Source organism: uncultured Capnocytophaga sp. (assembly GCF_963525585.1).
Lineage (GTDB): Bacteria > Bacteroidota > Bacteroidia > Flavobacteriales > Flavobacteriaceae > Capnocytophaga.
On sequence record NZ_CAURLX010000013.1, the window covers coordinates 32,487 to 45,900 of the forward strand.

The 13,414-nt window shown below is 35.9% G+C and carries 23 protein-coding genes; all 23 read right to left on the reverse strand.

Annotation, left to right across the window (positions count from 1 at the left end):
* Window positions 1–3: 3 nt before the first annotated feature.
* Entirely contained in the window at window positions 4–699 is a 696-nt protein-coding gene (locus RYK20_RS04905; RefSeq protein ID WP_314894628.1) for a hypothetical protein, read from the reverse strand.
* A 15-nt stretch (window positions 700–714) separates the two neighbouring features.
* Window positions 715–1,224 carry a hypothetical protein gene (locus RYK20_RS04910; RefSeq protein WP_314894629.1) on the reverse strand — a complete coding sequence of 170 codons (510 nt, stop codon included), beginning with the start codon at window positions 1,222–1,224 and terminating at the stop codon, window positions 715–717.
* Entirely contained in the window at window positions 1,221–1,733 is a 513-nt protein-coding gene (locus RYK20_RS04915; RefSeq protein WP_314894630.1) for a hypothetical protein, read from the reverse strand. Before RYK20_RS04915 ends, RYK20_RS04910 begins: the two co-directional genes overlap by 4 nt.
* Window positions 1,734–1,745: 12 nt before the next feature.
* Window positions 1,746–2,324, reverse strand: a complete 579-nt coding sequence (locus RYK20_RS04920) for a hypothetical protein (protein ID WP_314894631.1) — start codon at window positions 2,322–2,324, stop codon at window positions 1,746–1,748.
* Between the two features lie 7 nt (window positions 2,325–2,331).
* Complete coding sequence (locus tag RYK20_RS04925; RefSeq protein WP_314894632.1) at window positions 2,332–2,589, reverse strand: hypothetical protein; 258 nt, start codon at window positions 2,587–2,589, stop codon at window positions 2,332–2,334.
* A gap of 4 nt (window positions 2,590–2,593) precedes the next feature.
* Window positions 2,594–3,202, reverse strand: a complete 609-nt coding sequence (locus RYK20_RS04930) for a hypothetical protein (protein WP_314894633.1) — start codon at window positions 3,200–3,202, stop codon at window positions 2,594–2,596.
* Window positions 3,203–3,215: 13 nt separating this feature from the next.
* The gene (locus RYK20_RS04935) at window positions 3,216–3,407 is read right to left on the reverse strand and encodes a hypothetical protein (protein WP_314894634.1); all 192 of its coding nucleotides are present in this window, start codon (window positions 3,405–3,407) and stop codon (window positions 3,216–3,218) included.
* A 2-nt stretch (window positions 3,408–3,409) separates the two neighbouring features.
* On the reverse strand, window positions 3,410–3,817 hold the full coding sequence (locus tag RYK20_RS04940) for a hypothetical protein (protein WP_314894635.1): 408 nt from the start codon (window positions 3,815–3,817) through the stop codon (window positions 3,410–3,412).
* 12 nt (window positions 3,818–3,829) lie between these two features.
* On the reverse strand, window positions 3,830–4,369 hold the full coding sequence (locus RYK20_RS04945; protein ID WP_314894636.1) for a hypothetical protein: 540 nt from the start codon (window positions 4,367–4,369) through the stop codon (window positions 3,830–3,832).
* Window positions 4,370–4,400: 31 nt separating this feature from the next.
* A complete protein-coding gene (locus tag RYK20_RS04950; RefSeq protein ID WP_314894637.1) occupies window positions 4,401–4,586 on the reverse strand; it encodes a hypothetical protein in 186 nt (61 codons plus the stop codon).
* A gap of 7 nt (window positions 4,587–4,593) precedes the next feature.
* Window positions 4,594–5,376: a hypothetical protein gene (locus RYK20_RS04955; protein ID WP_314894638.1), complete on the reverse strand. Its 783-nt coding sequence runs from the start codon at window positions 5,374–5,376 to the stop codon at window positions 4,594–4,596.
* A gap of 1 nt (window position 5,377) precedes the next feature.
* Entirely contained in the window at window positions 5,378–5,632 is a 255-nt protein-coding gene (locus tag RYK20_RS04960) for a hypothetical protein (RefSeq protein WP_314894639.1), read from the reverse strand.
* Entirely contained in the window at window positions 5,625–5,996 is a 372-nt protein-coding gene (locus RYK20_RS04965) for a hypothetical protein (RefSeq protein WP_314894640.1), read from the reverse strand. The genes RYK20_RS04960 and RYK20_RS04965 overlap by 8 nt, the downstream gene beginning before the upstream one ends.
* Before the next feature lie 79 nt (window positions 5,997–6,075).
* Window positions 6,076–6,624 carry a hypothetical protein gene (locus tag RYK20_RS04970; RefSeq protein WP_314894641.1) on the reverse strand — a complete coding sequence of 183 codons (549 nt, stop codon included), beginning with the start codon at window positions 6,622–6,624 and terminating at the stop codon, window positions 6,076–6,078.
* Window positions 6,625–6,663: 39 nt separating this feature from the next.
* Window positions 6,664–7,161 (reverse strand): hypothetical protein, encoded by a 498-nt coding sequence (locus RYK20_RS04975; protein WP_314894642.1) that lies wholly within the window; start codon window positions 7,159–7,161, stop codon window positions 6,664–6,666.
* A gap of 19 nt (window positions 7,162–7,180) precedes the next feature.
* Window positions 7,181–7,420, reverse strand: a complete 240-nt coding sequence (locus RYK20_RS04980) for a hypothetical protein (RefSeq protein ID WP_314894643.1) — start codon at window positions 7,418–7,420, stop codon at window positions 7,181–7,183.
* 7 nt (window positions 7,421–7,427) lie between these two features.
* Window positions 7,428–8,699: a hypothetical protein gene (locus tag RYK20_RS04985; RefSeq protein ID WP_314894644.1), complete on the reverse strand. Its 1,272-nt coding sequence runs from the start codon at window positions 8,697–8,699 to the stop codon at window positions 7,428–7,430.
* Window positions 8,696–10,183, reverse strand: a complete 1,488-nt coding sequence (locus RYK20_RS04990) for a hypothetical protein (RefSeq protein WP_314894645.1) — start codon at window positions 10,181–10,183, stop codon at window positions 8,696–8,698. Before RYK20_RS04990 ends, RYK20_RS04985 begins: the two co-directional genes overlap by 4 nt.
* Window positions 10,183–11,223, reverse strand: a complete 1,041-nt coding sequence (locus tag RYK20_RS04995; protein WP_314894646.1) for a hypothetical protein — start codon at window positions 11,221–11,223, stop codon at window positions 10,183–10,185. The genes RYK20_RS04990 and RYK20_RS04995 overlap by 1 nt, the downstream gene beginning before the upstream one ends.
* 163 nt (window positions 11,224–11,386) lie before the next feature.
* Window positions 11,387–12,214, reverse strand: a complete 828-nt coding sequence (locus RYK20_RS05000; protein WP_314894647.1) for a DNA adenine methylase — start codon at window positions 12,212–12,214, stop codon at window positions 11,387–11,389.
* A 54-nt stretch (window positions 12,215–12,268) separates the two neighbouring features.
* The gene (locus RYK20_RS05005; protein ID WP_314894649.1) at window positions 12,269–12,520 is read right to left on the reverse strand and encodes a hypothetical protein; all 252 of its coding nucleotides are present in this window, start codon (window positions 12,518–12,520) and stop codon (window positions 12,269–12,271) included.
* A gap of 309 nt (window positions 12,521–12,829) precedes the next feature.
* Complete coding sequence (locus RYK20_RS05010; protein WP_314894650.1) at window positions 12,830–13,099, reverse strand: hypothetical protein; 270 nt, start codon at window positions 13,097–13,099, stop codon at window positions 12,830–12,832.
* 1 nt (window position 13,100) lies between these two features.
* Window positions 13,101–13,414, reverse strand: a 314-nt coding sequence (locus RYK20_RS05015; protein ID WP_314894651.1) for a hypothetical protein, incomplete at its 5' end; no start/stop codon positions are given.

Below are 13,414 nucleotides of genomic sequence, written 5' to 3' on the forward strand. Positions count from 1 at the left end.
TTGTTATTTTTTCTTTCTTTTGTAATAATTATAGAATAGATACCCTCCAGTACCTAATGCTACAGCGAGACCTCCCCAGAGGAACCAATTAGTACCTTCTTCACGAGGAGACTCATAATTATCTGTAGTGGGGTTTGAAGGAGTGGAAGGCGCAGGAGTAGAAGGCACACTTGGAGTATTCCTTGGGGCACTTGGAGTGCTGGTCTTGTTATTACTAGGAGCGACAGAATTACCACCCTTGCTGTCATATTCGAAATTTATAAGAGAAAAAGCAATAATGTAAGATTCATCAGTTATCTGAGCAACAGAAGAACCCATCTCTATCCCGATAATAGCTTTCGCCATCGTGATATAAAAGGATTGGTCAAAAGTAGTTATTACCTTATTCTTATCTACGGACAAGGCTTTACTTAGCGCATTTTCATATATTGCTACTTTTTTTGTCGATGTGGCAGGGTAAAATGATCTGGAAAACTTTGCTATTGTATTCAGTCCTTCTTTATCCATTAATGTACGGATATTCCTCATAAGCGCACGAATACCATACTCGACAGTGTAGAACTCTTCGTACTTGGCATTTCCCAATCGCTGAGCAGTAGGGACTTTTCCAAACCAGTCAATACCTTTGTTAGGAAGATTGCCGGGGTTGTTCTGGTAGAGAGGATTATTTTTATAAGAATCTATTCTAAAATTTTTCATTTTTTTCAGTTTTTATTACGCAAAAGATTGTTTCAAGGTATATATTTGCCCAAGGGCATCAATGTCTATTTCAAAAGACATTTTGGTTAAAAGCTCAGTATAGTTTGCCCAATTTTTTTTATTTTTCATTATCGAATCAAAAAGTTTAGTCCCTAATGATATTGGGCTAATTTCTATTTTAACATCTCTGAGAATTGCAGTTTGTCCAGCACGAAGGTCTAATTGGTAGAAGTCAGGAATGGTAGCATATCCTATCTGCTCTCCAAAGAGGTACATTCGCATTACCTTTACTTGAATAGCTCCGTTCGTATTTACATAGAAGTCCTCCGCTGTAGGATTTGTAAGAGCAAAGTGTAACTTGAGCCAGAGACCTCCATTTGCCATTCCCACATCACCTATACCACTCAAAGAGAACATAATTTTTTCAAAGAGACGCATAGCCTGAGCCTTTTTTGCCTGCAAAATGGCGAAAACAGCAACTCCAACCCCTAAAATTCCGAATATAACAAGTGTTCTTGGCTTCATATGATACTTTTTAGTTTTTGAACGATGAAAAATAGAAATACAATAATTCCAATTGCTCCTAAGAAGGTCATTATCCAAAAAAATGTAGGAATATACGGTGTTTTAACCTCCTTAATATGATAATTTTCTTTTACTTGAGACAGATTTTCTATTTTATTCTTAGAAATGTTCAACTGTTCTGCTGCATTCTGATAGAGTACCAATTGATTTTTATCGTTATCAAAATAGATTCCTTGAGAAAGAGAACCATTTTTTTTAGATGCCTCTACAGAAAGAAGCCATCTATTCAGTTCTTTCTGGCAAATACTATCACATTCTTTTTTTTCAGTGATAATCAAAGGAATATTCACGAAAATTGTATCGTGAAGAGGAAAAGTTCTCTCGATAAAGATGCTATCTATTCGAGTATATTCTATTTTTTCAGCGTCTTTTTCTTTTATTCGAACAGATTTACACCCTGTAGATAAGAGTATTAGTAAAAGAGATAATAAAAATGTTTTTTTTAGCATAATTTGTTTTATTTATTTCTTTCTTATGGAATTTAAGCTACCTGAGAATCGGTATAGCACATAAGTAGGCTTATAATCAAAATCTTCAATTCCCTGCATAGAAATTTGACTAGGATCAATGAGCCAAATAGCCTCTTTTTTAAAAGAATAGGGAATCAATGAATCATCTTCTATTGCAAGACTAACAGAAGGAGCGCCCGTTAGCATTTCATAATTATCGCTTGCAGGAGAGGAAAGAAGATCTACAGATGTATGTTCTATAGCTTTGGGAGCTATTTCATTAGGATTGGGATATGGACTCAACATTATATTTTTGAAAGAAGAGAACATTGCTATTGATTTAAATTCTCCTAAGAATCCATCCATATAAAGAAGATCTATATCAATTACTTGAAGAGATCCGTTAAATTCGATTGTAGCTGTTTGAACTTCTCCTATTTCAGTATAATAATTTATTTCTTTGTAAAAACGAGCTACATAATGGAGATCTACAGATAATATCTTCTTTTTTTTAGGAGGAGCAGGAGATAGAGGAGGCACAGAAGGAGCGGGTTGTAGCGTACAATTTGTATTATATGGAATTCCTATCATTTTTTTTTTATTTGGTTAATTCATTAATCCTATCTTCCAACTTTTTAACTTTTTCAAGAAGTTTTTCGTTCTCACGAACGAGTTCTTCGTACTTTTTGTTATAATCCTCGATAAAATGTACATACATATCCCTCATCTTGTCCATTACATCTGCCTCAATCGCATCTGTTTCAAATTTTCTTTTTCTTCTCTCGAAAAGCATTCCTAAGAATCCTCCTCCTAATAATGTGGAAAGAAAGGATATAATAATTTCTGTTGTAATCATTTGTTTAGTTTTTTTTATTAGGTTTTCTTATCGAATCTAAATCCCCTGTGAATCGGAACTTGACATAAGTAGGGAGATTAATTAAATCCTCTATACCAGGCACAGATACTTTGGTAGCGTCAATCAGCCATAGACCTTCAGATTTAATGAAGAAAGGACTGGAAGAATCACTTTCATATTCGAGCCTAATTCGATTTGAATCATCAGAGTTCAACAAATCAAAGACTTCTTGAGCAGAAAGGTTATACAAATCAGGTCTTGTTCCTTTAAGGTGAAAAATTTGTCCGGAATGATTAGCGGTAAGAGTAACATTTTCAGCAGAAGGATAAACGGAAAGATTTTTAAAATTTCCTCGTATCCCACCTGTGTTAGGTAGTTGTATTTCTATTTCATTCTGTTGTCCATCTAAACTGATAAATACTTCTTGAATTTTGCCTAATCCAGCATATTGTGGTGAAGGAGGATCTACAGATATGAAAGGGACTATATCCGTTCGAAGAACAAATGGTTTCTTTTCTGCAGGTGGAGCAGGTGGAGCAGGTGGTGATACAGGAGGCACTACGGGAGGTGATGGCTGTGTCATACATTTTGGCTTATGAAGAATTCCTATCATTTTATATTTTATTTTATACAGTTACTTTTTGGGTATTTTTTTTATGCGAGCTATCCAAGGAGTAAATACCCACTCCTACCAATAGAGCTACAGACAGCACCAAAAGAAACTTTCCTGTCTTGAGCAGTTCATTATTACTCTTTGTACTCTTAACAGAAAGGTGTGGCTGTGGAATATGGGTTAAAAAATCTTTTTTTTTGTCCATTGTTAGAATAAATTAGGGTATTTGTCCTTAACTTGCTTGTATTGCGAGGAATCCAACTCCTCTTTGAACCATTCTTTAAGAGTTAGTTTTTTCCCACCAGAGGTTGGCACAAGCCCGAACAAACGGTTGTAATACGCTCTCTTTCCGAACCTATCTGATACGATTTTCATCTTATTCTCATCCAGCTCACTCATCACCTTAAGAATTTTATTGAAGTCTGTACCAGTATCTTTCATAGCATCGTGGAGCATCTGAGCATATTCGGATACAGATGTTCTATCTTGGTTGAATTGTCTGACTTCTTCTTGATATGTAGGGGATTCAGTTTTATTCTTCTTGAGAGCTACCGAAAGAATAGCTGTTAGCACGCCAGCGCCACAAATTCCCCATAGGATATATTCTTTCTTCATAATGTTTTTTGATTAAAAAAAATCAGATCCTACCTGAGCTCTTAATGAGGCGAGTTTGTTCCCGTCAAATATTCCTCCGAACTGATTAATAATCCATTCCGATAGCGTCAAATCCTGAGCATTTCCTAAAGATAAGCTAGTAGCAGGGCGTCTTTTTCCAAACGCATTATAGATTGCAACATAATTATTGTATCCCATACCTTTCAGTGCGTTATACACTCTATCATAATTAGCCCCTACTCCTTTCATAGCAGCGTAGAGAATATCCGCCTTACTTTTCGCTAGCCCTTCACTTATACTCACGGGCTTATACAATCTGCTATATTCCATTTTTTTAAATCTATTCTTCCAATACAGCTTGTAACTCACAATTCCCGCAATACTAACAATAGAAAGTCCAAAAAGAATCAGCCCTATATTCACCGCTTTTTTAGCCTTTCTCCCCGCAGACTCAATTACCTCTGGATGTTTTTCCAGATATTTACCTACTGCCGCCGTCGCAATAGTAGCGGCGGCAGCTCCTTTGAGGGAAGGTGATTTCTTTAGTGGCATAATTTTATAATTAGTTAATAGTTAATACTTATTACTTCGCAAAAAGACGCAAAGTTTTCTCGTTGGCAACGAATTTTTTGCGAAATTTTTCATTTGTTGCTATCTCGTGGAATAGAGCGAGGCATTTATCATCGACAAAAGCGATTTCCTGTAGTTTTTCGTGCCTACTTTTCGCATCAATAGGATTCGTTGTGTTGATTTTTATTGTTATTTCCATTTTTTCTTTATTTAGATTCATATTTTTTCAATAAATCACTTAATTCTTGATAGAAAGCTGTACTTTCATATGTATTTTCCAATACTTTCAAGACAAAGGAATCTACTTCAGGAGTAGTTTGAGTAAGCTGATTGAATAAATGGGCTTTTTCAGGAGGCAACTGTCCAGCTCCATCATCCACTCCTTGAAGTCCTTGCGGACTTCCTTTGAACAGCCCCATTAGCATAGGAAGATTTTGCATTATTCCCAAGAGCATCTCATTATTTCCTTTCGCCTTTGCCTCGCTGTACTTGTTCTCCATTCGCTCTTCCTTAAGAGTTGCTATCTCCTGTTCAAGTTTTTCAGCTTTTTCTTTCAAAAACTTATTTTCTGTTTCCAGCCTAGCCTGATCGTGCGCCCTCACGTGTAAGTCCATTATCTGAGGAAATCCCAATCCTTGAAGTCCCATTGGCACTTGTGGTGCAACCTGAGCCATAGGAGCGGGAACCATCTGAACAGGCGTATCAACCTCAGGAACAGGCTCTTCTTTTGCTGATAACAAAAAAGTTTTTGGAGTCGAAAAAGAACGGGTAGTATTGCCCAGCTGACGCCTCTCTTCTATAATGATTTGAGATACTCCTTGAGCTACCAATTCATTGAAGAAAGCCTCAACAGAGCCGTACTTTTCTACGAATTTTTTATTAGAAAATGAACGAACTAGAGGTTGCCCCGTCTCCTTATTAATGACAGAGATAAGGACGCTAGGGGATTCTTTTAATCGATTAATAATATCAATGAGTTCTTTTTTCATATTAATTGTTACATTTTGTCAATGCTCTATAGTCAAGAATAGCTTCACCTTGTCCATTTTCAAAAGTGATTTCTAAATCAATATCGGAATAAGATCCGTCGCCTTCCAGAAGGTAATAATCGCCTTTTTCGAGTATTCTTTCCCTGAAGAACACCTTACTTTCACCTGCATTGTGGAGCGTCAATGATGTAACTCCTTGTAGATGAAAGTAAGTATTACTATATACCTTCTGGGTATTCCACTGAGTCTTACGCATTTTCACAGGTATTAAATCGAGTGTCTTCATAAATAAGGATGAGTTGCCCACGGAAAGGCTTGTCCGCTACAGGCTCCTCACAGGATATTTCTAAGGTATATGTCTTCCCCTGAGTCTGAAAATCAACAGGCTTACAACCGTTAAAATAACAACACTCACGAGAACGATAGTTCTCTATATGTTGCATCTTTGATATATAGGTTCCATCATCAGCCTTGAGCCCTGCATTAGCTACAAGCTCTCTTCCTTTATTGTGGTAGATGAGCAGTCCTATTACTCGTCCAGCAATAGGAGTTATAAAGACATTGTTAGCCTTGGATCCTACCGCTATTTCGATGCTGAATACTTCTTCTTTAGTTATCATATTTTTTTAATTTACTTTATCAAAAAAGCCCTGCCTTACAGGGCAAGGCTCTCTCATTGATAATTATTACAGAAAAATATTAGTTAGTTAAGAACTCAAATCCTCTTAGCTCGATACGGACGAACTGAGTCTGAGAGTCTGGTACATTAGCTCCCTGTGGGAATTGCCAAGAAAGGTTGATTTCTTTCTCTGGCACAATAACTGGAGCAGAGGCAATACTACGGAATCCGTTTTCGTCTCCTTGACCAATTCTTGTGTATAGCAAATCAGATACAGGAAGCAATAATAGATCTTCGTCCTGAGCGATTTTGAACTCAGAATTGAGCACAGAAGCAAGAGCTTCACTCTTCCAATTAGCTTCTTTTAAAGAACCCGCCTTGTCCTCTATAAGAACACGGGCTGCATCAATAACGAAGTAGCGACCTTTGTTGAGCTTGTTAGCATCAAAAGAGGTTTCGCCCACCAACTTTTTTGTATTGCTATCAATCAACAATACAACAGAACTCTTTCCTTTGGCATCAAAGGTGATATACTGAGTTCTATCCATAACCTTTGCATTGCGAGTATCTACTCCCATTGCGGTAAGAACGTGATTCGCACGCTCTAATTGAACTTGTCTGTTGTCCATTTTTTAAAATTTTAAATTTAAAATTACTTTTTATTAATCTTATAGATAGGATTCTTTCGGGGTGAATCCTACTAGAGGGTTACGAGCAGGAAGCTCCTCAGGCTCTTCAGAAACTTCTGTGTAGGAAATATCCTCATAGGTAGGTCTCCAGCTGGACCAGTCAGGCTGGCGCAATCCGTCCTCTTGGCAAGGGCATCTGAGTCCGAGAATTTTTTTCATTGTCTCGCTAGTTTTTCCTTCTTCGGAAAACTCACGAGCAAGAGAAATTCCCTGTGCTCCCGCAACACCTATAAGGGCTCCACGCACCGCATTGGCGCCTGTATCATTACCATCGACGCACGCTAGAGCAAGAAGAGACACAACTACCGCTCCTCCCTTTACAAGTTTTTTTCTATTGGAGTCCTTCTTAGCATCGCCAGAGGACTTAGCGGTTAGTTCTGCTACTAGCAAGTTAGAGGCAGCTACTCCTGCCACTGCGGAACCTCCTATCACAAGGGCTCCGGTCAGATTCTCGGTTTTTGGTTTGTTAAATTTCATAATCTTTAAATCTTTAAACCTATTTAGAATTAGAAGAATTAGAGGAGGCAAGGCTATATCCCAGTACGAAGGCTAGGGCTACGTGCCACCATTTTATTTTATAATTTGTTAGTGTTAGTGTTTCTTTTGTTTCTTTGTTATCATCTTTTACAGGAACCTCCCTGATATATATCAGCTCAGGAGGATCCTTAACCGCTGGCAGTGAGACCTTTTCAACTTTCTTGGCGGGAGTAGGTTGGGGCATACAAGGGTGTAGCATAGTTAAATTAAATAGATAAAGTTACAAATCCAGTAGGAGCTAGTTGTTCTCTTAATTGAACCTTCTTCACAAAAGAATTCAAATCTGTATTAAGATAATCATTGACTCCAAACTTTAATAGTTCTCCATTATATACTTTTCCACTCCAATTGGGATATAATTCCATTATATTTCCACTCTTTATGAGAGAAGACATTCGACGAATAAAGTGTTCTAAAGGAATAGTCGGATCGTACGAATAAATAGAGTTCATTGTCCTTGTTGGCTCATAATTCCTTACCCTCTCTTTAAAAGACCCTTGACTTACCTTTTGTTTATATGTAGAAAAATAATCACAGACAATAGAATTTTTTTCTATCTTGTAAATATCATTTCTATTACTCCCCACTGCTATAGGATTGCTGAAAAAATCGTATATTCTTGCAAACACACATTCTTCAGAGAGCGTATAGAAGTCTTTTTTGCTAAAGAAATAATAGTTGGTAGCAGGAGACTGATGTCTATAAGCCTCACCCAATTTAATATGACTATTATTCATTAAAAAATAGAAATAAAAGAACTCAGTAAGAACTTCTTTAACAGTGTATGAACCTAATCTGTAAAAATTAGACCCTAGACGTAATATTGATGACAAAAGAGGAATCCTATCTACTATATCTGTGGCGATTAAATCCCTTTCTACGACTCCATAACTATTAACATCATCTCCCGTATAATTGTAATATTCAATATAATAAGGCTTATAAAAAAGCCTATTAAGAAACGGAACCTTACTATCAAAAAAGAGCTTATTTTTATTAATTTTTGACGCAAAAGGAACAAAAAAAGTATAATATAACGCATCTCCTAATAACGCTCTCGTCTTTAACGTCCTCTCCAACGGGAGTTTTTCATAAAATCTTCTATTGCGTTCCTCTGGAGTTTCATTCTTTTGTACAGAAGAAACATTAAGAATATTCCTATTCCAGAAAGAAGAATGATAATCACAGAAAGACTTTATTCTATTAGCCAACAACTTAAGTTCAATTCCTGATAGAATAGGCTTGAAAAGGTCTTGTTCTATCATCTTGTTTTTCACCTCTAAAGGTAGCTCTCCAGTATCAAAGGCTTCTTTTTCAAAACCAGTAGAGGAGCTCACTTTTTTACATTGTGCAAAAAATTCAGAATTATAAGCATTCATCTGCTGATGAACTTCTTTGATAAAAAAACGCACTCTAGGAGCAAACTCGTATTTTAGAAATTGAAGATCTCCTAGAGATTCCACAAATACACTTTTCATCTTTCTTGCTTCTTTCTATTTTTAATAATATATCCTCCCGCTCCTAGAATTAAGAGCCACACCCACCAATAAGAACGTTGATTTTCTTCACCTATAATTTTTTGAGATTCCTTGTTAGGAACATCTGTATTTATTTGGGTTGTAGGTTTTTCAACAGGATTTTGTCCTTGAGTATCCTTGTTTGGAACACCCGTATTTATTTGGGTTGTAGGTTTTTCAACAGGATTTTGTCCTTGAGTATCCTTGTTAGGAACAACCGTATTTATTGAGGGAGTAGGTTTTTCAGCTATTTTTTGTTCTTTAGCCTCCTTGATTGGAACACCCGTATTTATTTGGGTTGTAGGTTTTTCAACAGGATTTTGTCCTTTAGCATCCTTATTAGGAACCACAGGATTAACTTGATGGCTACTATTCACTTTTGTTTCAGGAACATTTTTCTGAGAAAGAGAATTAAATATAGCTGGCTTACCTTTCAACTCATTATCAAGTTTTCCCGAATATATTTCTGCCTCTTCAGTTGTCATAAAACCTTTTAATTTGAGAAGCTCTATTACATCCCTTCCTCCTAATGCCATTTTGTGTGTTTGCGACTCTTCTTTATATAATTTCTCAAAAACGTGAGCATTAGAACTATTGGCATCCACAAAATCACTAAATGGAATCATCCAACCTATAGCTTCAGGCTTTCTTTTTAAAAGAACTAAGGTTACCGTAACTGTAATATCCTTTCTTAATATTCTATCTTTATCCATTTTTTCGTGGAAAAGATTCAATTCTATACAATAATCATCAAAAAAAGGATCTGATAGTTTGATGTTTTTCTGGATAAATTCTATAGAATAAACACTCTTATAGTTATTAATTTTGTCCAAAAAATTATCATACATTCTTTCTGCAATTTCTTTGAGTTGCTGCGTATGAGCCGTACTAACTTCGTCCCAATTAGCTTGCCTTACTCTGTTAAAGAATCCTTTGTAAATAGCTAAACCAATAAGAGTCTTATTCATCATAGCCATAGCCGTTTCATCGTGTGCCATTGTAGTAGAAAAGAATTGAGTAAGACCTCCTGTAAATTCAGGCTTCCCATCAACAAGTCTTCCGGTACGCTCTCCTAGTACGTTCTTCTCATAATGAACGCTCATTATATCATAACACACTTTAGCCCTTTCTCCATCCCAAGAGTGGCTTGAATCAAATACACCTAACTTGATAGCCAATGTAATAACTGTCGCTACAGCCCCTAAAATCCATCCAACAGGATTCCAAGAATTAGAAAGAGCTCCTATTTTAATAGCCGTTAATATAGCTACTCCTATTGCTGAATGAACACTACTAGACAATCCTGCGTGATCCTTTAAGTTACTCTCATACTCAGAAAAAGTCATATTAATAACAGGATCATAACTGGTATTAGTAACCTCTGATTGACCAGGAGCTCCCTTGAGACCTCTTTTATTACTAGGAATAAGATAACCTACTCTCATCACTTATTCTTTTTGTTCATCATAGTAAAGGCTACAATAGACCCTAAGATTACCACTCCTCCAACAACTACATATATGACTGTATTATCCTTGGGATTATCAGGAGTACTTGGAGTATTAGGAACAGGGGTAATTTGACTGTGGTTAGAATTATTATAGTTCCTATTCCTGATATCTTCTATTTCACGAGCATTATTACTTTGTTGTCTGTCATATGCATTAGAGTTAGCCGTAGGAGGAAGATTAGCAGGATTAGGACGATTATTACCTTTACCCGTTAATTTATCTATTCCATCTTTAACGGTTCCAGCAACGTTAAATAAGTCTCCAATTACCTTATTCCCGTCTTTTACTATATTCTCAGTTTTACTTCCTTCATAACCCTTATATGCCTTTCCATCATCTGTAGCTCGAAGACCCTTTTTGGGAGCAAACCCAAAAAGTGTATTCTGCGTACCGTTAAGTCCTATATGTTTCATCGCTAGTACAATTTCATCTGATTTGTCAGAATAAGGAGTCTCTTGCATTGTCGGAATCGTCCCGTCAATGACATAATATCCTTTATTCAAGTCATTATCTTCCTGAGAAATAGGTACAACTAGATATACGTGCGAGAAATCATCAGGATATAGGCTATATGGCTGTTTGATTTGTCTGACAAAACTATTATACCCCATAGCCTTAAGGATTGCCCCCGCAAGAATTGTGTAACTCTTGCAGTCAATCCCCGTAAAGCGTTGCGCCCAAGAGCAAGCAGGAGAACGTAGTTGTTGTACATCGCTATCAGCGTGGTATTGGAAATGGCTGTATAGAAATTGATGTACATTCCGACAAGAGATAGAGAGGGACTTGCCCTTGAGGAGCTTCGCTATTTTTTCACACTGAAAATAATAATCATTAATAGTTGTTACTATCTGTTTCACAGAAAAGAACGTATCACCATCGCCCAGCTCAGTACGCTTACAAGCCACCTTCGGGAATATATCCGAAGGATAGTCCGAACGTACATCACGATAGAGAGCTTGGTTAAGTGTTTGCATTTTTTCGACTTCAGTAATGCAAAGGTAGAGAACAGGAATATTCTTTCTGCAGTTTAGGGCAGTTTAGGGCAGTTTGAGGCAGTTTAGGGCAGTTATCGAGTTAATATTTTCTTAATTTCCATTTAAAAAAATGCTCCCTGATAAAAACAAGGAGCATAACAAACTAAAATAATGGTAAAGAAAAAGATCCTTGGGTAATATCATAATTAGCAGTAAGAACTTCCTTTCTTTTTTTTCCTTTTATATTAGAGGTTCCTAAATGTAATTGTATATCTTTTTGACGCCAATTACATTTTTCAACATATATGCTGAGATCTTCGTTAGGATAAGAACTTAATAGAAATTTACCCTTGACACGAGAAAGTGTTTCAAGTAGCTCATTGAAATGTGATTGCTCATAACCACCATAATGCCCTTGATTAGCACCTATGTAAGGAGGATCTACATAATGAAAAGTGCTATCCGTATCGTGATGAGAGATAATCTCTACAGCATAATTATTTTCTATTTGCACTCCCTTTAATCTTTCGGAATAATCATCTGTAAATGAAGCAATTCTGTTATTTAAACACGTAGAATTTTTTCCGTGTGAAGTGATACGACAATTTCCAATTTGGTTCGAAAAGCCAAAATTGGTTGCGAACCAAAACGCCCACGCTCTTTTGACTTCATCGAATAAAAAAGGAGAATGATAGATAACTAATGCAGATTTATACACATCACGGCTGATAATAGAGGATTCTATTAATGATTTTAATTCGGAAAATTTGTTTTTCAGGACAAAATAAAAGTTATATACATTGGCATTAAAATCATTAATAATCTCAATTTTAGCCTTTTTTTTAGCCCAAAACACAGCGCCACCACCAAAGAAAGACTCTGTATATACAGAATGAGGAGGAATAAGAGGTAATATATAAGGAAGCATAGTCTGCTTGCCACCATAATAAGATATGGGAGTTCGTTGCCACTCTTTAGAATTAGGTTTCATTTAATATTTATTAATTATTATTGCAACAACAGTAATAGTTGTTAGAATAATTGATTACACTTTTAGTTTTCTTGTCTTTATCTCGTTTTGGAGTTCCTCAGAGAGTATATACCCATTTGGCAAGCCGTAGAGTTCAACAAAGGTAAGAAACTCCTGACTGCTCACGTTCTTACAGTAGGCGTTGGCTTTAGGTCTGTACTGCTTGATAATATCATTAATATAGGCACGTATATTCTTCTCACTATACTGGGAGAGGTACAGTGAGAAGAGATCCTTTTTGGTTTTTATAGGTTTAAGAATTTTCATTTTATTTTAGTTATTTATTTTGTGTCTGTTTATCTTGTGTTTTACTTAACTTTCGATAAAAATACATACATACCTCGTATCTCTTTAGCGTATCTTCTCCAGTTGAATATAAATCTTTCTGCTGCGTATATGATTTAGAAGAATATATCTTTTTTCCTCCATATTGAACAACAATTCTCACAAGAGAACTCCCATACGCAACACATTCAGAAGATACACGAATATCCTTACGGCAACAATATAGATGTGCCTTGAGATAAAGTTCTAGATTTTTCTTGTATTCAGATTCAGTTAGCATTTTTCAACAATTCATTTTAAACATTCTTTAATATTTTTAAATAGAGCATCTGTATTTTCAGCAAGTTTTTTAGATATTATATTCATTATTTCTTCTGAAATTGAATTATTCGCTTTTATGGTATATTTTTCTTTAAAGCCATTTTCAAATTCTACAAATGCTTCATATCTATCTATTTGCTCATCAGGAAAATCCTTGAAGCTATACCCCCTTTCAAATTGAAGTACAAAACTTTTTAATTTGAAATCCTTTCTATTATCAATTATTTCTTCTTTTTCCATATTAAAAATCTATTTCGTTAGATATATTATCCATTAGGGAATATACTTGTTGAGTAAAATAGGATTCTGTATTAGGGGTATTAACAACTGTTACGGGGGCTGTTGGAGCGTTAGGCGTACTGACGCATAAGTATTGCACTGTAGTACGAGTTAGCCCTATATATTCCGTCTTCTTTATAGTACCGCTGAACAAATAGCCCTTTAGCGTACAGAATTGTTCTAACTTGGTTTGAATTCTCCCATTATTTAGCTTGATATGGCCACAAGAAGCCTTGCAATTATCCATTAGCTCCTTTTTATTAATTTCGATGTTAA